This window comes from Streptomyces sp. NPDC060027 (assembly GCF_042737005.1).
Taxonomy (GTDB): domain Bacteria; phylum Actinomycetota; class Actinomycetes; order Streptomycetales; family Streptomycetaceae; genus Streptomyces.
On record NZ_JBHWVI010000040.1, the window covers coordinates 32,392 to 52,370 of the forward strand.

Consider the following 19,979-nt stretch of genomic DNA (forward strand, 5'->3'; position numbering starts at 1 on the left):
GGGCAGACCCCACCGGCGCCCGCAACTCATCGGTCCCGCGACGGCGTCACCCGGCAACCGTCTCCCCGGTCCCGCCACGCGGCCGTCCCGCTCGCGACTCCAGGGCCGCGCCACGGAGCGACCCGGCAGCCGCTCGGGCGTCCGGCCGCGACCGGTTCACCCCTCGTTCGTCGAGAAGAGGCCGCCCGTCGGACCCTGCTTGTCGCCGCCCTGGGCCTTCCTGAGGGCGTTGGCGAGGCTCTCGATCGTGAGCGACTGCAGGATCACCCGTCCGTTGCCCTCCAGGGTGGCCAGCGACAGGCCCTCGCCGCCGAAGACGGCGTTCATCATCCCCTGCCGGTTGAGGCCTCCGATGCGCTGGATGCCGTACTGAATGCCCTCCTCGAAGGCGACGACACAGCCCGTGTCGACCTCGACGCGGCCGCCGAAGTCGGCCGGGTTCAGGTCGATGAAGTTGCCCGCGCCCGCGATGATCACCGTGCCCTGCCCGGTGAACTTCTCCAGGACGAATCCCTCGCCGCCGCTTCGCCCGGTCCGGCCGCCCTGGAAGGCGATCCCGAACTGCACGGTCGACTCCGCCGCCACGAAGGCGTCCTTCTCGGCGAACCACGCGCGCGTGCCGTCGAGCTCCAGGGCGCGCATCTCACCGGGCAGCACGCCCGCGAAACCGACGGTGCCCTCGCCGCCCGTCGAGGTGAAGTACTGGAAGGCCAGGGACTCGCCCGCGAGGGCGCGCTGGCCCGCCTGCATGGCGGTGCCCACGGCCTGGCGCAGCATGCCGCCCATGCCGCCGCCACCGCCCTGCTGCCCACCGCCGCCCGACGGCCCGGAGAGCCGCGTCTCCATGGTCACGTTGGTCGTCTTGAACAGGAACTTTCCCGCCTCGCAGTACACGGTCTGGCCGAGGCCCAGGTTGACCACCGCCATCTGCATGGCGTTGCCGACGATTTCTTGCTGAAGAGTCACACCAGAGGAACGCGGGAAGCGGAGCGAAGAGTTCCGCACCATCGGGTGAGGCGGTGTGCCCGGTGCGGGCCTCTGGCGGATGGGCGTCCTTTCGAGGATCTTGGCGGCCTTTGCCCGCCTGCGCCTTCTCATGACGTTTTCGCAGTTCAGAGAGGTCGGGCTCTGCCGACGCCGGACAACCCGTGCCAGTCCGTTCCCGGCCTTGCCTCCCCGAGCAGCCCACACCGGATCCGATCGAAACCGCCGAGGACGACCGGGGCAGCTCACGACGCCTCGGCGATCCGCTTTCGATGCCGCACGGGGCGCCCCCTTCGATCTGCCCCGCGTGACGGGACTGCGAGGTGCGCTTCTCCGCCGAGGGCCTCATGGGGAGCGAGCGCCACAGCGCACGCGCAACGCGACCTGGGCGGTGGTTCGGCGGGCTCCGGACGGTCCGTGGCCGCGGCAGCGGAAGGAAGTGACCGCCCGTCAAGATGCAGGCTCACGACCGCCATCGCTCTTCAGAGACCCCCGAGCGAGAGGCCGATCGTCGCCCATACCGGCACTCCGTCAGACAAACACCGGGCCTCCCAGGGAACCGGCTTGACGATCCTTTGACCTTGACCTCAGACTCCCCCTGCAACTCCACACCACCGAAGGAACTTTCGAAATAATGAAGAGATTCGCGCGGCCCCGTACCGGCGCCGCAGCGGTTGTGTCCGTTCTGTCCCTCTCCCTCGTCACCGGCTGCTCCGACAGCGGGTCCGGGTCGGGTTCCGACGACAAGGACAGCGGCAAGGACTCGGCCGCCGCCGCGAAGCCCCTCAGCGACAGCGAGCTGGGCAAGCTGATCATCACGACGGCCGACGCCAAGGGCTTCAAGGTCAGTCCGGCCGACAAGGCCGACGCGTTCGCCGCCTCCAAGAAGGACGTCAAGGTCGTCGACGAGAAGTGCGCGCCCCTCGCGTACGTCCTCACCGGCTTCGCGCCGGGCGACTCGGCCTCCTACGTGAACCGCATGGCCCAGGAAGACCCCGCGGCCAAGGCGAGCGCGTCCCCCACCAAGGACATGGCGGACATGTCGCCGGAGGAGCTCGAGAAGGCACTGGGCTCCGTCACCGACGCACTCGGTTCGACGATGACCATCGTCTCGCTCTCCTCGTACGAGGGGGACGGCGCGAAGGAGACCATGTCGGCGGTCTCCGAGGCGATCAAGGGCTGTGGGGGCGGGTTCACCGCCACGGCCGAGGACGGGCCGCAGAAGTTCTCGAAGGTCGTGGGGGAGAAGGCCTCCGGGAACGGTGACGAGTCGGTGGCGTTCGCGGCGGACGGTGACGCGGAGGGATCCCCGCTGACCGTGCACGCCGAGGTCGCGCGTCACGGCAACACCGTCGCGACGTATTACTCGCTCAGCCTCGCGGCCCTGGCCGGCGACGGCAAGGCGGCCGCCTACAGCGTGCCGGCCGCGCTCATCGAGGCCCAGACGGCCAAGCTCGGCTGACCCGGAGCCCGGTGGGAGGGCGGGCACGGTCGACCGGACCGCCCGCCCTTCCGCCGGGCCCCGGCGGTGGCCCCGCGCGCCACCCACCGCCGGGCCGCCTCGCGCCACCCACCGCCGGTGCTCCGTGCCACCCACCGCCGGTGCTCCGTGCCGCCCTCGGCCGGGCTCCGGCAAGAACCCCGGGGCCGGGATCGGCCAGCGAATTCCTCAGGTGGGCCCAGACCCCCTTCGGCGGGTCGAGGTCATGCGCCGTGGGGCGGGAGCCGGACGATGCTCAGCCAGTGGCTGTCGTGTACGTCGGTCCGGAGGTGCGGCGAACCGCCTCAAGTGGAGATACGGCACCCCAGCGCCTCGCGAGTGACGTTCAGCCGTTCGGATTCCACCTGGGCGACTCCGCGGGCGGACTCGGCCGTGAGCCCCAACGGGCCGGCCAGTTGTCGGCGACGACACCCCACGTCGGACACGCGTGCGACGCGGCGGACGGGCCGCGAACCCAGGCCCGGCGAAAGCGGTGTCCGTTCGCCGCCAGCGCGGGGCGCGTGCGAACGCTGGGATGGACACATGACTTCTCAAGCAACCATGAACGGCAAGGTGGCCCTCGTGACCGGTGGCAGCCGGGGCATCGGGGCCGCGACGGCGCTGCGCCTCGCCCGCGAGGGCGCGGACGTGGCCGTCACCTATGTGAGAGGCAAGGAGGCGGCGGAGGACGTCGTACGAGGCATCGAGGCGCTCGGGCGCAGGGGACTCGCCCTGTGCGCGGACTCCTCGGACGCGGGGGAGGCCGGCGGGGTGGCCGACCGCGTCGTCGCGGAGTTCGGACGGCTCGACGTGCTCGTCAACAACGCGGGGGTGGGTGTCCTGGGGCCACTGGACACCCTCACCCTGGCGGACGTCGACCGGGTACTCGCCGTCAATGTCCGGGGGGCCTTCCTGGCCTCCCGGTCGGCCGCGCCGCACCTCGGGGACGGCGGGCGGATCATCACGATCGGCACCTGCATGACACAGCGGGTCCCCGGCCCCGGCGGAACGCTCTACGCGACCAGCAAGTCGGCGCTGATGGGCCTGACCAAGGCGCTGGCGCGGGAACTGGGCGACCGCGGGATCACGGCCAACATCGTCCATCCCGGGCCGATCGACACGGACATGAACCCGGCGGACGGTCCGTTCGCACCGGGTCAGGCCGCGATGACCGCCGTGGGCCGCTTCGGCGCCGCCGACGAGGTCGCGTCGATGGTCGCGTATCTGGCAGGGAGCGAGGCGGGGTACGTGACGGGGGCCGAATTCGCCGTGGACGGAGGCCACGCGGCCTAGCGTGTCGGGGCCGCACCCGGCCCCCTGGCGCAGGCCACGCCTGGAACAGGCCGGCCTCGGGGCGTCATCGAGCCGGGCTCGGTCACCCCGCACGGCGAGTTCGAGGCGACCGCCGCCCGAGCCCGTGGCACGGGACAACGGGCGCCTGCAGCAGCCCGGAGCACGGCCTGTGGGACGTACCGGAATCGGTCTGTCCCACAGGCCCACAGGCCCACAGGCCCACAGCCCCTGGATCCGGCAGCGGAGCCGGGAGTCTCAGCCGCCCAGCTCCTGGTGGCGTGCCGCCAGTCGTGACGCGCCCTCCTCCGTCAGGGAGCCGAACAGACGCAGACGGGAGATGCCGCCGTCCGGGAAGATGTCCACGCGCGCGTGGGTGCCCACGACGGGTGCGGCCAGGGTGAAGCGGTGGTTGGTGTCGGGCTGGAGGCGGGTGCGGGGCAGGACCTCGGTCCACTCCCCCTCGTCGCCGTTCTTCACCGAGACCGAGGCCCATCCGGCGCTGTTGCCCTTCAGGTACGCCGTGTCGATCTCGAGGGCGCGGATCTCGGACTGGGCGACAAGCCGGTAGCGAATCCAGTCGTTGCCGTTGTCGCGGCGGCGGCGCGTCTCCCAGCCGTCGTCCATCTTGCGGGAGCGGCCCGGCTGGATGGTGTTGGTGGCGGGCGAGTAGAAGAGGTTAGAGGCGTCCTCCGCCTGTCCGCCGTTCTCCAGGGCGACCACGTCGAAGGTGCCCAGGGCGGACAGCCAGCGCGGGTCGGGCACGACCTCGCCGTACACACGCAGCCGTGCGATGCCCCCGTCGGGGTGCTGGTTGACGCGCAGGTGCGTGAAGCGCTGTTCGACGGAGACGGCGAATCCGTTGGCCGCGTGACCGCCGACCGCGGTGCGCGGTACGAGGGTCGTCCACTTCACGTCGTCGGCGAGGAGTTCCTCCGGGGAGGGCGAACCGGGCACCGACGCGCCCTCGACCGACACCGCCTGCGGGTAGTTGCCGCGGAAGTGCGCCGTGTCGACCACGATCCCCCGGATCACGCCGGGGGCGCCGAGGCGCACCAGGGCCCAGTCGTGGTCCTCGGCAGTCGGCCACGGGTGTTCGGCCGAGGCGCCGCGGCGCCGCCGGGTCTCCCAGCCGTCCATGATCTTGCCCTTGTGGCCGAAGTGCTCGGGGTCGAACTCGGCGGCCCCGGGGACGAGGAGGTTCTCGCGCTGGGCGAAGAACTCGTCGTTGGCGGCGACGACCCCGGCGCCGAGCCGCCGGTCGGCGAGGTTGGCGTACTGGGTGAAGGGGAAGTCGGCGGTGCGGTAGTCCGCGTACGGGTCGCCGCCTCCGTAGGGGTTCGCGTCTCCGGTGAAGGTGGCCAGAACGGTTGGGCGCTGCGCCGTCACGATGATCGATCTGCCTTTCGGGGTCGGCCGTTGCGGGTGCGGATGCGGTGCGGGTGCCGGAGTGCGGTGCGGCGGTCGGTGGTGCGGATCAGTGAGGTGGGTCGGGAGGGGGTTGGGTGAGGGTGATCGGGGAGGGTTCGGTGGGGGGCTACGGGTGGCGGGTGAGGAGGTGGCCGGAGGGCTCGGCGAACCGGCCCTCGGCGACGATGCGTTCGCCGCGCAGCCAGGTCGACTTCACGACGCCGGTGAGGGTCCTGCCCGCGTAGGCCGTCACCCGGTTGCGGTGCTGGAGCGCGGCGGGATCGACGGTGAAGGTCTCGTCGGGGGCGAGCACCGCGAAGTCGGCGTCGCGGCCCGCCTCGATCGCGCCCTTGCGGTCGCCGAGGCCGACCAGTTCGGCCGTGCGGGTGGACATCCAGCGGACCACGTCCTCCAGGCCGTGGCCGCGTCCCCGGGCCTCGGTCCAGACGGCGGACAGGCTCAGCTGAAGTCCCGAGATGCCGCCCCACGCGGTCGCGAAGTCGTCCGTCTTGAGGTCGGCGGTCGACGGCGAGTGGTCGGTGACCACGCAGTCGATCGTGCCGTCGGCCAGCGCCTGCCACAACAGGTCCTGGTTGGCGGCCTCGCGGATCGGCGGGCAGCACTTGAACTCGCTGGCGCCGTCCGGGACTTCCTCGGCGGTCAGGGTGAGGTAGTGCGGGCAGGTCTCCACCGTCAGCCGGACGCCCTCGGCCTTCGCGGCGGCGATCAGCGGGAGCGCGTCGCTCGACGACAGATGCAGCACGTGCACCCGCGCGTCGAGGCGCTCGGCCTGCGCGATGAGACCGGCGATGGCGGTGTCCTCGGCGTCGCGGGGGCGCGAGGCGAGGAAGTCGGCGTACCTCCGGCCGCCCTGCTGCGGGGCGGCCGCCAGGTGGTGCGGGTCCTCGGCGTGCACGATCAGCAGGCCGCCGAAGCCCGCGATCTCGGCGAGGGACCGGCCGAGCTGGTCCTGGTCCAGTTCGGGGAACTCGTCGACGCCGGAGGGCGACAGGAACGCCTTGAAGCCGAAGACTCCGGCATCGTGCAGGGGCCGCAGATCCTTGACGTTGCCGGGGAGCGCGCCGCCCCAGAAGCCGACGTCGATGTGCGCCTTGGAGCGGGCGACGTCCTGCTTCGTACGGAGGTTGCCGACCGTCGTCGTCGGCGGGAGGGAGTTGAGCGGCATGTCGATCAGGGTGGTGATGCCGCCGGCGGCCGCGGCGCGCGTCGCCGTCCAGAAGCCCTCCCACTCGGTGCGTCCCGGGTCGTTCACATGGACGTGGGTGTCGACGAGGCCGGGCAGCAGGACGTCGTCGCCGAAGTCCTCGAACCGGGCGCCGGGCGGCACCTCGGCGTCGTGCGGCAGCACGGCCGTGATCTTCCCCCGGGCGACCGCGACCGAAGCGGCGCGCGTCCCTTCGGGAGTGATGACGCGCGTCGAGCGCAGCACCAGTTCGACGTCGGACACCCGGACCCCTCTCTGCCGCCGTCGAATCCCGCTGCCGCCGGTTTACTTCCGCGTAACGAAATTCAACGTTCTGTTGAAGGAGTCTTCACTCCGGCCCTCGTGCCGTCAAGGGTTCACCCCTCCACTCTGCCCCCGACCCGCCCAGCTCTGACTGTTTCCACAAAGTGAAAGTATGATTCCGACCAGCAGAATGTGGTGATGCACAACCAGGGAGTCGACCGACTGCCGGGTAGGCTGCGTCTCTGCCTGCCCGCCACCCGCCACCACCCCGGTCGAGACGCTTCGGGTCACCCTCTCGATCCACTCGATTCTGCGCCCCGAAAGGACCGCCGCCGTGCCGCCGTCCAGCGCCAGCACCACCGACGCCAAATCGTCCGCTCCCAGTGGCGGTGTCCAGTCCCTCGAGCGCGCCTTCGATCTGCTGGAGCGCATGGCGGACGCCGGGGGCGAGGTCGGCCTGAGCGAGCTCTCCGCGAGCAGCGGGCTGCCGCTGCCCACCATTCACCGGCTGATGCGCACCCTGGTGGCCTGCGGATACGTACGCCAGCAGACCAACCGCAGGTACGCGCTCGGCCCCCGTCTGATCCGCCTCGGCGAGTCCGCCTCCCGGCTGCTCGGCACCTGGGCCCGCCCCTACCTGGCGCGCCTGGTCGAGGAGACCGGGGAGACCGCGAACATGGCGCTGCTCGACGGGGACGAGATCGTCTACGTCGCCCAGGTCCCGTCCAAGCACTCCATGCGCATGTTCACCGAGGTGGGCCGCCGGGTGCTGCCGCACTCCACGGGCGTCGGCAAGGCGCTGCTGGCCCACACTCCGGACGCCGAGGTGCGCGCGCTGCTCTCGCGAACCGGGATGCCCGCCGCGACGGAGAAGACGATCACCACGCCGGACGGCTTCATCGCCGCGCTCGAAGAGGTACGCCGGGCCGGCTACGCGGTCGACGACAACGAGCAGGAGATCGGCGTCCGCTGCCTGGCCGTCTCCGTGCCCGACTCCCCGACCGCCGCCGCGATCTCGATCTCCGGTCCGGCCGGCCGGGTCACCGAGGCCGCCACCGACAAGATCGTGCCGGTCCTCCAGCAGGTCGCGGCCGAGCTGTCGGAGGCCCTGGCCAGCTCGGGCCCCGGCGCCGCCTGACCGGGGCACCGCCCCGGCCCGGCACGCAACTGTCCCGGCACGCCTCAGTCCGGCCCGTCTCAGTCCGGCACGCCTCAGTCCGGCCCGTCTTAGTCCGGCCCGTCTCAGTCCGGCACGCCTCAGTCCGGCCCGGCGGCTCCGACGCGTTCCTCCAGGCGCCCGTCCGCCATCTCCCGCACCGCGTCCGCCTCGCCGAGGTGGGCGCGGTCGTGCGTCACGAGGACGGTCGCCGTGCCGCGTTCACGGGTGAGCCGGACCAGCAGGTCGAGCACGGCCGTGCCCCGTTCGTGGTCGAGGGCGCTGGTCGGTTCGTCGACCAGGAGCACGGACGGCTCGTTGACCAGCGCGCGGGCGATGTTCACCCGCTGGCGCTGACCGCCGGAGAGCTGGTGGGGACGCCGGTGCGCCAGGTCGCCGAGTCCGACCGCGGCAAGCAACTCCCGCGCGCGGTCGGCCACTTGACGCCTTCCGTCCAGGTGGCCCATCACCTGGAGCTGCTCCAGCGCGGTCAGTGAGGGCAGCAGGTTCGGCTGCTGGAACACGATCCCGATCGCGCGCCGCCGCAGGACGGCCCGTTCGGCGGGGGTCAGCGTCCCCGTCTCCGTACCGCCGACGAGGACGCGGCCGCGGTCCGGGGTGACCAGGGTCGCCGCGACCGCGAGGAGGCTGGACTTGCCGGATCCCGAGGGGCCGACGACGGCCGTCATGGTTCCGGCCGGCACCAGGAGGCCGACGCCGTCCAGGGCGGTCAGGCGGCCGTCGCCGTCCGGGTAGGTGAGGGTGATGTCGTCGAGCGTCAGGCTCATGGGGCACTCTCTCGTGGGTCGGTCCGGCGCCTCCCGGCGCCTGTGTCGGGCGCTCCCCCGCGCCGTGCGGGGCGCGCGGTCACCGGGCTCTCACCGGGCGCTTCCCAGCGCGGTCAGCGGGTCGACGGCGGTGATCCGCCGGACGGACAGGCCCGCGCCGAGCGCCCCGAGGACGACGATCACGGCGGCGGGTCCGAGCACGGTCGGCCCGTCCAGCACGAACGGCACATCGCCGCCCCGCACGAGCGCTCCGGCTCCGGCGGCGAGCGCGGTGCCCAGCAGCGTGCCGCAGGTGAGCATCAGCACCGCCTGGCCGAGCGCGTCCCGCAGCAGATACGGCGTGGAGGCGCCCAGCGCCTTCAGGACGGCGATGTCCGGCGACGCTGGATCGTCCATACCGTGAAGAACGCTCCTATGACGAGCGCCGAGATGGCGAAGAGGAAGCCGCGCATGAGCTGGAGCGAGCCGTTCTCGGCCCGGTAGGAGCCGATGGCGGTGAGGGCGTCCTCCCTGGTGAGGGTCTTCGTGCCCGCGGCGCGATCGGCCGCCGCCAGGTCGGCGCCGTCGGTCCGCAGGGCCACCACGGTCGCCGGACCGGAGAGGTCGGTCCACACCACGGGGGTGTGGCTGTACGCGGCACGGCCCTCGACGGCCGCGACCGTCCGCTCGGTGCCGCCGAGCCGCACCCGGTCCCCCGCCGCGACGTCGAGCTCGGCGGCGGCCTTCTCCGAGAGCACGACCCGGCCGGGGGCGACCCCGGCGGGGGCGATCCCGGAGTTCGGCCGTACGGCGAAGGAGGACACCGCGGCCGTACGGTTCCCGGCGCCCGCGTTCAGGGTGCGGATGCCGATCGGCTCGGCCGAGGTGACGCCCGGCCTGTCGGCCCAGGTCCGCCACGCGGGGGCGGGAACCGTCGAGCCGGTGAACGACACCGACTGTCCCGCGGGCGGCGCGGCGAAGGCGAGGTGGTCGGCGGGCAGCCCGGTGACCGCCGAGGTGTTCTCCTCGGCGAGCCCGGCGGTCAGCCCGGACGGCAGCCCCACGAGCAGGAACCTTTCGGTTTCGATCATCCCGTCGTCCGCGCGGGACTGCGTGCCGTGCTGTCCGGTGAGCCGGACTTCGAGATCGTCGCGGAGGCGCCGACGGCGGAGGCCGCGGTGGAGCGCGCCGGGGCGGGCGATGTCGACGTCGTCCTCATGGACCTCCAGTTCGGCCCCGGGATGCACGGAGCGGAGGCCACGGCGGCCATCACGGCACGTCCCGGCGCACCCCGTGTCCTCGTCCTCACCACGTACGACACCGACGCGGACATCCTCGCCGCGGTCGAGGCGGGCGCCTCGGGCTATCTCCTCAAGGACGCCCCGCCCGAGGAGCTCTCCGCCGCCGTGCGCACCGCCGCGTCGGGTCACTCGGCGCTGGCCCCGACGGTCGCCGACCGCCTCATGGACCGCATGCGCACCCCCGCCGCCGCTCTCAGCCGTCGCGAACTGGAAGTCCTCGAACTGGTCAAGGACGGTCTCTCGAACCAGCAGATCAGCAAGAAGCTGTTCCTGAGCCAGGCGACCGTGAAGTCCCATCTGGTCCACATCTACGCGAAGTTGGGCGTGGACTCCCGCACGTCGGCGGTGGCGGCGGCCACCGAGCGGGGTGTCATCCGCAGACGCGGCTGAGGCGGACCCGGGCGGGGCCGGGAGCGCGGGACCCGGACACGCCCGGCCCGAGGGTGCGTACGCGGACCCGTCAGGACCCCCGCCGGTGAGGGGTGGCGCTCGGCCTGGGTCACCGGCGGCTTCGGTGCGGGGGTTCTCCGAAGAGTTCCACCGCGGTGCGCACGTCCGCGAGACGTGTCGCCAGGGCGCTGACCGAGCCGATCGCGCCCGCGACCAGGAGGAGGGAGCGGCGCAGCCGGGGGATCTCGGGCTCGCCCGCGGCGGCCATCGCGGCGAGCGCCGCGAGTTCGTCCTCGGCGATGCCGCGGTCGGGGAACTCGGCCGGATGCGCGGCGAGTTCACGGCGCAGCCGGGAGACGGCGGTCCGTAGTTCCGCCACCCTCGGGTCCTCGTCGCTGCCGGTCACTGGCCTCTGCCCCAAGCTCCGCAACACAGCTCTCCCCCCTGGCACGCCGTTGTGCGTCGGTCCTTCTCGTGTCGGCCCCAGCTCCCCGTGGCGGTGGTCGGGCGCCGGGGGACGCGGGCCAGTAAACGCCACCTGATGCGCCGGGCGCCACCGCCGGGACCGAAATTCAGCCCGCCGACATCGGGGGGGGGGACGGCCCGGGTTCCGGGGCGCGCCCCGGCCCGGTCGGGTATGCAGGGGACATGACGGAGAACACGGACGAGGTGGCCGGGCTGCTGCTGGCGGCCGGCGGCGGGCGGCGCCTCGGGGGCCGCCCCAAGGCACTCCTGCCGCACCGGGGACGACCCCTCGTCGAACACGCGGTCGGGGTGCTGCGCGCCGGCGGCTGTACCCGCGTCCATGTCGTCCTCGGCGCCCGGGCCGATGCCGTACGGGATCAGGCGTCGCTGGCCGGGTGCGTCCTCGTGGACAACCCGGAGTGGGAGGAGGGCATGGGCTCCTCGCTGCGGGCGGGACTGGACTCACTGGCGGACTCGGGGGCGCGGGCCGCGCTGGTCTCGCTGGTCGACCAGCCGGGGATCGGCCGGGAGGCGGTGGCCCGGGTACTCGCCGCGTACACCTCCCCGCTGTCGCTCGCCGCGGCGGCGTACGACGGTGAACGCGGCCATCCGGTGCTCTTCGGGGCCGGCCACTGGGCCGGGATCGCGGCGACCGCCACCGGCGACCGGGGCGCGCGCGCCTACCTGAAGGCCCACCAGGACGCGGTCACCCTCGTCGAGTGCGGGGATGTGGCGCGGGCGTACGACATCGACACGGAGGCCGACCTGATCCACCTTGAGTGAACGGGGTGGCACGGAGCGCCACCTTCTGTCGATCCGGAGAATCTCGACATCAACAAACGATTGAACTTCCACCATGAGGAAACTAGTATCCACTGTTCAGAAGCGCCCCGTCGTGTCGAGGGCGCTCGGCGCCCTCCCCGCGCGCCATGGCACCGGGTGCCAGGCGCGGTGACGCCGCCCATGGTTCGCTCGCACGGCCCGTATGTTGCTCGCCCGCACGTAGCTCGCTGAAGGAAGTGACAGCTCATGTCCGCACCAGCGCCGTCCCCGCTGGCCATCGTCGACGCCGAGCCCCTGCCCCGGCAGGAAGAGGTCCTCACCGACGCGGCCCTCGCCTTCGTGGCCGAGCTGCACCGGCTGTTCACGCCCCGGCGTGACGAGCTCCTCGCCCGCCGCGCGGAGCGCCGCGCCGAGATCGCCCGCACCTCCACGCTCGACTTCCTCCCGGAGACCGCCGCGATCCGCGCGGACGACTCCTGGAGGGTGGCCCCCGCTCCGGCCGCGCTGAACGACCGACGGGTCGAGATCACCGGCCCCACCGACCGCAAGATGACGATCAACGCCCTCAACTCCGGTGCCCGGGTGTGGCTCGCGGACTTCGAGGACGCCTCGGCGCCCACCTGGGAGAACGTGGTCCTCGGTCAGCTCAACCTGATCGCCGCGTACACCCGCGGCATCGACTTCACCGACCCGAAGTCCGGCAAGTCGTACGCGCTGAAGCCCAACGACGAGCTCGCGACGGTCGTGATGCGGCCGCGCGGCTGGCACCTGAACGAGCGCCACCTCGTCACCGCCGACGGCACGCCCGTGCCCGGCGCGCTGGTCGACTTCGGCCTGTACTTCTTCCACAACGCGCAGCGCCTGCTCGACCTCGGCAAGGGCCCGTACTTCTACCTGCCGAAGACGGAGTCGCACCTCGAAGCCCGCCTGTGGAACGACGTGTTCGTCTTCGCGCAGGACTACGTCGGCATTCCGCAGGGCACGGTCCGCGCGACCGTCCTGATCGAGACCATCACCGCCGCGTACGAGATGGACGAGATCCTCTACGAACTCCGCGACCACGCCGCCGGGTTGAACGCGGGCCGCTGGGACTATCTCTTCTCGATCGTCAAGAACTTCCGTGACGGCGGCACCAAGTTCGTCCTGCCGGACCGCAACGCGGTCACGATGACGGCCCCGTTCATGCGCGCGTACACCGAACTCCTCGTCCGCACCTGCCACAAGCGCGGCGCGCACGCGATCGGCGGCATGGCCGCTTTCATCCCCTCGCGGCGCGACGAAGAGGTCAACAAGATCGCCTTCGAGAAGGTCAAGGCCGACAAGGACCGTGAGGCCGGCGACGGCTTCGACGGCTCGTGGGTGGCCCACCCCGACCTCGTCCCGATCGCGATGGCCTCCTTCGACGCGGTTCTCGGCGACAGGCCCAACCAGAAGGACCGGCTGCGCGAGGACGTGTCGGTCGCGGCCGGTGACCTCATCGCCATCGACTCGCTGGACGCCCGGCCGACGTACGACGGTCTGGTCAACGCCGTGCAGGTCGGCATCCGTTACATCGAGGCCTGGCTGCGCGGCCTCGGCGCGGTCGCCATCTTCAACCTCATGGAGGACGCCGCCACCGCCGAGATCTCGCGCTCGCAGATCTGGCAGTGGATCAACGCCGGTGTCGTCTTCGAGCACGACGGAAAGACCGTGGCCGCCACCCCCGAGCTGGCGCGCGAGGTCGCCGCGCGGGAACTCGCGGACATCCGCGCCGAGATCGGCGAGGAGGCCTTCGCGGCCGGCCGCTGGCAGCAGGCGCACGACCTGCTCCTGAAGGTCGCGCTGGACGAGGACTACGCGGACTTCCTGACGCTGCCCGCCTACGAGCAGCTGGCCGGCTGACCCGGCCTCACTGCGCCGGTCCGTCCGCGTGTCTGTCCGCGTGCCTGTCCGAGTGGCCCAGGGACCTCTCCGGGGCCACTCGGTCGCGTACGAGGCGCTTGACCGCCGTGGGCTCGGGGAAACCCTGCTCGCGGCGGTCCCAGACCACCTCGTCGTTGACCCGGACGACGAAGACACCGCCGGTGCCGGGCTTGAGGGACAGCTCGTCGAGCTCCGCCTCGAAGGTGGTGAGCAGTTCCTGTGCCAGCCAGGCCGCGCGGGGCAGCCAGCGGCACTGGGTGCAGTACTCGATCTGGACCCGCTGGACGTCTGTCATCCGAGATGCACCGACCAATCCTGTTCCGCCGCCGGTTTGCCGTGCAGGTCCGGGACCCGTTTGAGCCAGTCGGGCCGCCCCCGCTGGGTCCGCTCCGCGCGATCGGCGTCCTCCGCGGCGAGCTGCTCGCGGCTCGGGAAGTCCGTGGGCAGCCAGGCGGCGGAGGACCGGACGCGGGCGAGGAGATAGCCGACGTAGGCCTCGCGGACCGCGTCGGGGCTCGCGAAGCCGGGCTCGTCGGTCAGCCAGGCGTCGGGCACCTCGGCCAGGACCGCGCGCAGCAGCTCCTCGGTCACCCGGGGCGCGAGCTCGGCGTCGGCCGCGCGGGTGTCCGGGAGGTGGCCGCCGAGCGCGTGGCGCCGGAAGTCGTACGCCTTTTCCGGCGACGACGCGTCCCAGCGGTGGTGGAAGACGAGGGCGGCGCCGTGGTCGATCAGCCAGAGCCGCGGCGGCGCGATACCGAAGGTGGGCCAGACCATCAGGTTCGAGCTGTGCACCGTGCGGTCCACATTGACCGTCAGGGCGTCCAGCCAGATCACCTTCCCGGCCTCCAGCGGGTCCACGGGGAAGGTCCGCGCGATCTCCGGTGTGAAGTCCTTCGCGCCCGGCAGATAGTCCATGCCGAGGTTGAGCCCGGCACTGGCCCGCAGCAGGTCCTGGACCTCCTGGTGGGGCTCGTGCCCGCCGACGGCCGGATCGAAGTGGACGAGGACCAGCTCGGGGAACCGCAGCCCGAGGGCGCGGGCCAGCTCACCGACGATGATCTCGGCGACCAGCGCCTTGTGGCCCTGGGCGGCACCCGTGAACTTCACGACGTAGGTCCCCAGGTCGTCGGCCTCGACGACCCCGGGCACGGAGCCGCCCGCCGTCAGCGGGGTCACGTATCGAACAGCGGTCACTTCGCGGAGCACACCTGACACTGTAAAGCAGCTGATCGCCCCGCCCCCGGGCGTCAGAGGCGGGAGAGCGGGTTCGGCAGCGGCACGTACCGCGCGTCCGCGCCGTCCGCGCCCGTCCAGCGGAGCAGCAGATTGGTCTTGCCCGGAAGGGTGGGCGAGGAGAGCAGCGCGGCGATCTCGGGGAGGCCGTGGTCCGCGCCGTGCCGGCGGAGTTCCCGTCGTACGGCGGGCCAGGGGTCCGTGCCCGGGAACCGCTCGGCGAGGAGGGCGGCCAGCTCGGCGAGGTGGTTGACGATCAGGCAGTAGACCAGCCGTTCCCAGCCGGCCGCGCGGGTCACCCCCGGCAGCAGTTTCACGCCCTCCGCGTCCCGGAACAGGGCCTGGACGGGCATGCCGGCGGCGTCCACGGCGACCAGGGTGTTCTGCAGGTGGGCCTCCACGACCACCCCATGGCGGGCGAACGCCTCCAGCACCGGGGGCACCACCTGGCGGAGGTACGCGGCCCACCAGGCGGCGGGGTCGGTGAGCCCGTCGAGCGGGCTGCCGTCGAAGCCCTCCACGAGGGCGGCGGCGAGCAGCGGGGTCGTGCCGGGGACGAGATGGCCGCGCAGTCCGTCGCGGACCAGGACGGCGAGTTCCTCGAAGGCGAAGTCGGCGGTGCGGTAGCCGCGGTCGCTCAGCCAGGCCGCGGGCCCCGGCTGTGCGGCGAAGGCGGCGGCGGTCGCCGCGTCGGTGGCGCGCGTCTTGAGCAGGTCGTGCTTCCACAGGCGGCGGATGTCGTTGGTGATGCGCACATCGAGGCTGAACTTGACGAACAGGTCGTCCTCGGGGGCGTAGAGCGTGCGGACGGCGGCCGTCGGCCAGTACGAGCGGGCAGTGGGTCCGAGGCGTACGAGCCGGCCGTCCGCGAAGGCGTCCCGGATCGCCGGGCGGTCGCCGGTCAGGCCGAGCTGCCAGGGGTGGGCGGGCAGCAGCCGGTAGCCCGGCGGGGCCTGGCCCAGCGCGTCGAGCGCCGTCGTGTCACCCTCCTCGACGACCGCGTCCTCGCGCACCGCGAGCAGCTCCAGCGGGAAGCGGGTGTACGCCTCGGGGGCGTACGGCAGCCAGTCGGTCACCGGGCCGCCGCCGCGGGTCTTGGGCGCCGGGTGGTACGGGTGGCCCATGACCAGGGACTGCTCCGAGCGCAGGTACGGGTCCTCGGGCGGCGGCGTGCGGGCACGGGCCCGGAGGAGGGCGGCGACCACGTCCCGGCTGTCGGTCATCTCGGCGGGCAGCTCGGAGTTGGCCGCTCCGGTGGACCGGCGCAGTTCCTCGGCCGCGAGTGCGACCAGTTCCCGGTGGGTGAGCCGGTGCCAGGCCCCCTCGGCGTACACCTCGGGCTCGACGGGGCGCCGCGTCCCCCGCACCCGCAGCATCCGGCCACCGGCGCGGAGCCGGTGGACGCCCGGATCCGGTGTGGGCTCCGCCAGTTCGCGAAGGAGACAATTGAGCAACGGCGCGGCGGCGTACGCGTCGGCGGCCTCGTCCATGTCACCCCGGGTGAGCTGGGTGAACACGGTCGGCTTGAAGTCCACGCGATCCATCCGGTCCATTCCATTCATACGGTGCACTGGTGATCAGTATGTCTGCCGCGGCGGACGAACCCGACGCAGTCCCGTACCCGAGGAGTCCGCCTGTGCACCGTCCCTCCACGCCCGACACCGAGGCCGCGTTCGCCGAGGAACTGAGCGTCGTACGCCCCGAACTGTCGGCGCGGTACGCGGAGTCGCTGCCCGGCGCCCGGGCGGCCGTACTGACCCGGTTGTGGCGCGCGCTGGCGTACGAGCCGCTGCCGTGGATCGTCCGCCGTGACACGGCCCGTGACGGCCTCACGCTCCGTCTGACGGACGGCCGCCGGCTGCACGGACCGCACGCCGACCCGTACGCCACCTCCGCGTACGTGACCGAAGTGCGGCTCGCCGGGCGGACGTACGACCGTCCGGAACTGCTCGTCGACGCCCTCGGCGTACCGCACGGCCCCGCCTTCGCGGCCGAACTCGCGCACAGCGTCGCCTCCATGGCCCTGTCGCGGGCGGACCGGGCGGTGTCCTACGGCACCCCCGAAGCGACCGAGGCGAGCTGGGTGTGGGAGCAGCGGATCGTGGACGGGCATCCGTATCACCCCAACTGCCGTGCGCGGCCCGGGTTCTCGGTGGCCGAGCAGCTCGCGTACGGGCCGGAGCACCGGCCGTCTGTGGAGTTGGGCCTGGTGGCGGTGGACGGCTGTCTCGTCACGGGCGAGTGGCCGAAGTGGCTGCGGGACGGGGAGCGCGTGCTGATCCCGGTGCATCCCTGGCAGACCGCCCATGTGCTGGACGCCCCGGTCCAGGAGGGCTTCGCCGCACACCCGTTGATGTCCCTGAGGACCCTCGCGGTGCCGGACGGGCCGCATGTGAAGACCGCGTTGAGCGCCCGGCTGACCTCGTCCGTGCGGGACATCTCGGTGTACTCGGTGGAAACGGCGGAAACGGTCTCTGCGTTCATGGAGGGGATGACGGCGGGCCTGGACGTGCCACTGCACATCACCCGTACCCTCGGCGCGGCCACCGCCGGGTTCCCCGATCTCGCGGCGGTGGTGCGGGAGTCCCCGGACGGCTACGCGGGCGCGGGCGAGAGGTGCGTGCCGGTGGCCGCCCTTCCGCTGACCCTGCTGCCCGAAAAGGCTTCCTGGCTGGCCGAGTTCACCCGACTCGTCCTCACCGCGGGGCTGCGGCTGCTGGAGCTCGGGGTGGCCCTGGAGGCGCACGGGCAGAACCTGCTCGTGGTCCTGGACCGCGAGGGCGCCCCCGTCCGGCTCGTCTACCGCGACCTGGCCGACATCCGGGTGAGCCCCGCCCGGCTGGCGCGCCACAGCATCCGGGTCCCACGGCTGTCCGGACGTATCGTCACGGACGACGAGACCGCCCTGCGCCGCAAGCTCTTCGGATCCCTCGTCGGCGGCGCGCTGGGCGCGACGGCGGGCTCGACGGCCGCGCTGCGTGAGGTTCTTGAGACGGTCGCGCCGGATCTCCCGCGCACCACGGACCTTCCCGCGCTCCTCGGCGAGCCGCTCCCCAGCAAAGCCCTGACCTCGATGCGGCTGTCCCCCGAGACCCCCGGTGACCTGTGGACACGGCTCCCGAACCCGCTGACCGGACCCGGTTCGTCGTGAGACGGGACACCTCTCGTTTTTACGCGCGGCACCTTTGGTCAATAGGATCCGCCGATGATCACAAGAAAACGGCTGGCGGCGGGCGTCTGCGCCCTGCTCGCCGCCCTGGCCGCCGGGATCGCCTTCCCGGCCGGAGCGGTCGCCGACGAAACCACGGCCACCGCTCCCAAGGTCGAACTCCTGCTGGACGTCAGCGGTTCGATGCGTGCCCGGGACATCGACGGCGAGTCGCGGATGTCCGCGGCGAAGCAGGCGTTCAACGAAGTGCTCGACGCGACCCCGCAGGAGGTGCAGCTCGGCATCCGCACCCTCGGCGCCAACTACCCGGGGGACGACCGCAAGACGGGCTGCAAGGACACGGCCCAGCTGTATCCGGTGGGGACCCTGGACCGCACCGAGGCCAAGACGGCCGTCGCGACCCTCAGCCCGACCGGCTGGACCCCGATAGGCCCCGCCCTGCTCAAGGCGGCCGACGACCTCGAAGGCGGTGAGGGCACCCGTCGCATCGTGCTCATCAGCGACGGCGAGGACACCTGCCAGCCGCTCGACCCGTGCCAGGTGGCCCGCGAGATCGCGGCCAAGGGCATCGACCTGACCATCGACACCCTGGGGCTGGTCCCCAACGTCAAGGTGAGCAAGCAGCTGAGCTGCATCGCCGAGGCCACCGGGGGCACGTACACCTCGGTGGAGCACAAGGAGCAGCTCAGCGACCGCGTCAACCAGTTGGTGGACCGCGCCGCCGATCCGGTGGTGAAGCCGGTGGCCGTGAAGGGTGCCGACTCGTGCACCGGGGCGCCCGCCGTCAAGTCGGGCATCTACACCGACCGCGAGGAGTTCGCGCAGCACCGCTGGTACCGCGTGGAGCTCGAGCCGGGCAAGGAGCTGCGCGCCTCGGTGAGCATCGCGGCGGACCGTCAGGTCAATCCCGACCACGGGGTGCTGCTGCGTGCCGTCACCACGAACGGCCGGGAGATCGTGCGCGGCGAGGCGGCCGGGAACGGCCGCACCGACGTCGTCTCGACCGGTCTGCGCTACCCGAAGGCCGAGAACGACGATGAGTACGGAGCCGCCGAGGTCGTATGCCTCCAGGTGTCCAACTCCTTCTCGGCCGCGGCGGGCGTGAAGACCACGCCCGGACTGCCGCTGGAACTGACCGTCGACGTGGTCGACGGTCCCGACCAGGCGAGTGACGTGGCCTCCTTCGGCCTCGGGCGCGGCTGGTGGCTGCTCGGCGCCCTGGTGCTCACCGGCTTCCTCGCGGGTGTGCTGTGGGGCTGGATCTCCCGTTGGCGGTTCTCGGTCTGGAGGACCAACTGATGCGTATCCGACGTGTGCTGAGCACCGCGATGCTTCTCGCGGGGGTCGCCGCGGCGCCCGCGCTGCTCGGCGCGGCCGCTTCCCCGGCCGTCGCCGACTCCTCGCCGTCCGCGAGTCCGTCGGACGACGACGCCGCGCCCACCGAGGCCGGTACGTCGTTCCGTACGGCGACCGAGATCGAGCAGGGCCTGCGGGCCACCGCCAGCGGGTCCGCGGGTGACTACCTGTACTGGTCGTTCCCCGCGGACGCCGGGCAGCGGCCCACCGTGAAGGCGACGGTGAAGCTGCCCGAGGCGTCCAAGCGCGCCTCGGCCGAGACCTGGCAGATCGACGTGTACGACGGTCTGCGGCGCCGTCAGGCCTGCCAGTACGGGGCGCAGACCCGGACGGCGGCGACGGACGCGGCCTCCGTGGAGCTGTCCTGCACCCTGCGCACGGTCCGCGCCTGGTCGGAGACCTGGGCCAACGACCCGCTGCCGGGCACCTATTACATCCGGCTGACCGCCACCGGTCTCGGGGCGGCCGACCTGGGTCTGCCGGTGAGCACGGAAGTCCAGGTCGACTCCAAGGACATCGGCGGTTCGGCGGCGGTCGACGGCTCGCTCGCCGAGCCGTTGGTTCCGGGCATCGCCACGACGGCCGAGAAGTCCGACGAGGAGTCCGACTCCGCGACGGCGGCGCTGTCCTCGCTCGAACCCGACGACGGTTGGACCTCCGGCTGGTGGTCCGACCGCTGGGTGTGGACCGCGGTCGGCGGCGTCCTCGCGGCCCTCGCGGGCATCGGCGGATACGCGCTGACGCGGGGCACCGGACGGCCTTCACGGGTTCCGCCGGGCGCCTGACCCCTATGGTCGCGGAAGCCCGCCGCGCTCCCCTTCCGGG

17 protein-coding genes and 1 pseudogene are annotated in these 19,979 nt (G+C 72.4%); 9 read left to right on the top strand and 9 right to left on the bottom strand.

The window, feature by feature from the left end; translation table 11 throughout:
* Nucleotides 1-156: 156 nt before the first annotated feature.
* Nucleotides 157-966, bottom strand: coding sequence for an AIM24 family protein (locus ACFWBT_RS13365; RefSeq protein ID WP_385699106.1), 810 nt, complete (start codon nucleotides 964-966; stop codon nucleotides 157-159).
* 652 nt (nucleotides 967-1,618) lie between these two features.
* Here ACFWBT_RS13365 and ACFWBT_RS13370 point away from each other — a divergent pair.
* Nucleotides 1,619-2,446 (top strand): hypothetical protein, encoded by an 828-nt coding sequence (locus ACFWBT_RS13370; protein ID WP_385699108.1) that lies wholly within the window; start codon nucleotides 1,619-1,621, stop codon nucleotides 2,444-2,446.
* Nucleotides 2,447-3,007: 561 nt separating this feature from the next.
* Complete coding sequence (locus tag ACFWBT_RS13375) at nucleotides 3,008-3,757, top strand: 3-oxoacyl-ACP reductase family protein (RefSeq protein ID WP_385699111.1); 750 nt, start codon at nucleotides 3,008-3,010, stop codon at nucleotides 3,755-3,757.
* A gap of 255 nt (nucleotides 3,758-4,012) precedes the next feature.
* Here ACFWBT_RS13375 and alc read toward each other — a convergent pair whose 3' ends face one another.
* Nucleotides 4,013-5,143, bottom strand: a complete 1,131-nt coding sequence (alc, locus tag ACFWBT_RS13380) for an allantoicase (RefSeq protein ID WP_385699114.1) — start codon at nucleotides 5,141-5,143, stop codon at nucleotides 4,013-4,015.
* Nucleotides 5,144-5,291: 148 nt separating this feature from the next.
* A complete protein-coding gene (allB, locus tag ACFWBT_RS13385; protein ID WP_385699117.1) occupies nucleotides 5,292-6,632 on the bottom strand; it encodes an allantoinase AllB in 1,341 nt (446 codons plus the stop codon).
* Between the two features lie 334 nt (nucleotides 6,633-6,966).
* Here allB and ACFWBT_RS13390 point away from each other — a divergent pair, with 334 nt between their 5' ends.
* Nucleotides 6,967-7,770 carry an IclR family transcriptional regulator gene (locus tag ACFWBT_RS13390; protein ID WP_385699120.1) on the top strand — a complete coding sequence of 268 codons (804 nt, stop codon included), beginning with the start codon at nucleotides 6,967-6,969 and terminating at the stop codon, nucleotides 7,768-7,770.
* A 119-nt stretch (nucleotides 7,771-7,889) separates the two neighbouring features.
* Here the strand turns inward: ACFWBT_RS13390 and ACFWBT_RS13395 are convergent, their stop codons facing one another.
* A complete protein-coding gene (locus ACFWBT_RS13395) occupies nucleotides 7,890-8,576 on the bottom strand; it encodes an ABC transporter ATP-binding protein (RefSeq protein WP_385699123.1) in 687 nt (228 codons plus the stop codon).
* Between the two features lie 90 nt (nucleotides 8,577-8,666).
* Nucleotides 8,667-9,646 (bottom strand): annotated as a pseudogene (locus tag ACFWBT_RS13400) (ABC transporter permease).
* Nucleotides 9,647-9,664: 18 nt separating this feature from the next.
* Here ACFWBT_RS13400 and ACFWBT_RS13405 point away from each other — a divergent pair.
* Nucleotides 9,665-10,246 carry a LuxR C-terminal-related transcriptional regulator gene (locus tag ACFWBT_RS13405; protein ID WP_385699150.1) on the top strand — a complete coding sequence of 194 codons (582 nt, stop codon included), beginning with the start codon at nucleotides 9,665-9,667 and terminating at the stop codon, nucleotides 10,244-10,246.
* A gap of 109 nt (nucleotides 10,247-10,355) precedes the next feature.
* On the opposite strand, the gene ACFWBT_RS13410 is transcribed toward ACFWBT_RS13405, so the two are convergent.
* Nucleotides 10,356-10,652, bottom strand: a complete 297-nt coding sequence (locus tag ACFWBT_RS13410; protein WP_385699126.1) for a DUF5955 family protein — start codon at nucleotides 10,650-10,652, stop codon at nucleotides 10,356-10,358.
* Nucleotides 10,653-10,894: 242 nt separating this feature from the next.
* Between ACFWBT_RS13410 and ACFWBT_RS13415 the strand changes: the two genes are divergently transcribed.
* Both ACFWBT_RS13415 and aceB read left to right on the top strand, forming a co-directional pair.
* The gene (locus ACFWBT_RS13415) at nucleotides 10,895-11,494 is read left to right on the top strand and encodes an NTP transferase domain-containing protein (protein ID WP_385699129.1); all 600 of its coding nucleotides are present in this window, start codon (nucleotides 10,895-10,897) and stop codon (nucleotides 11,492-11,494) included.
* A 246-nt stretch (nucleotides 11,495-11,740) separates the two neighbouring features.
* Nucleotides 11,741-13,375, top strand: coding sequence for a malate synthase A (gene aceB / locus ACFWBT_RS13420; protein WP_385699132.1), 1,635 nt, complete (start codon nucleotides 11,741-11,743; stop codon nucleotides 13,373-13,375).
* 7 nt (nucleotides 13,376-13,382) lie between these two features.
* Here aceB and ACFWBT_RS13425 read toward each other — a convergent pair whose 3' ends face one another.
* Genes ACFWBT_RS13425 through ACFWBT_RS13435 form a run of 3 tightly spaced genes read right to left on the bottom strand, consistent with a single transcriptional unit; the run spans nucleotide 13,383 to nucleotide 16,182 of the window.
* On the bottom strand, nucleotides 13,383-13,691 hold the full coding sequence (locus ACFWBT_RS13425) for a SelT/SelW/SelH family protein (RefSeq protein WP_385699135.1): 309 nt from the start codon (nucleotides 13,689-13,691) through the stop codon (nucleotides 13,383-13,385).
* On the bottom strand, nucleotides 13,688-14,602 hold the full coding sequence (locus ACFWBT_RS13430; RefSeq protein WP_385699137.1) for a HipA family kinase: 915 nt from the start codon (nucleotides 14,600-14,602) through the stop codon (nucleotides 13,688-13,690). The genes ACFWBT_RS13425 and ACFWBT_RS13430 overlap by 4 nt, the downstream gene beginning before the upstream one ends.
* Nucleotides 14,603-14,643: 41 nt before the next feature.
* A complete protein-coding gene (locus tag ACFWBT_RS13435; RefSeq protein ID WP_385699152.1) occupies nucleotides 14,644-16,182 on the bottom strand; it encodes an IucA/IucC family protein in 1,539 nt (512 codons plus the stop codon).
* 83 nt (nucleotides 16,183-16,265) lie between these two features.
* Between ACFWBT_RS13435 and ACFWBT_RS13440 the strand changes: the two genes are divergently transcribed.
* From ACFWBT_RS13440 to ACFWBT_RS13450, 3 genes are read left to right on the top strand one after another with little or no spacing between them, the layout of a single operon-like run.
* Nucleotides 16,266-17,780, top strand: coding sequence for an IucA/IucC family protein (locus ACFWBT_RS13440; protein ID WP_385699140.1), 1,515 nt, complete (start codon nucleotides 16,266-16,268; stop codon nucleotides 17,778-17,780).
* A gap of 54 nt (nucleotides 17,781-17,834) precedes the next feature.
* The gene (locus tag ACFWBT_RS13445; RefSeq protein ID WP_385699143.1) at nucleotides 17,835-19,097 is read left to right on the top strand and encodes a VWA domain-containing protein; all 1,263 of its coding nucleotides are present in this window, start codon (nucleotides 17,835-17,837) and stop codon (nucleotides 19,095-19,097) included.
* Entirely contained in the window at nucleotides 19,097-19,939 is an 843-nt protein-coding gene (locus tag ACFWBT_RS13450) for a hypothetical protein (RefSeq protein ID WP_385699145.1), read from the top strand. Before ACFWBT_RS13445 ends, ACFWBT_RS13450 begins: the two co-directional genes overlap by 1 nt.
* The last annotated feature ends 40 nt before the right edge of the window (nucleotides 19,940-19,979 follow it).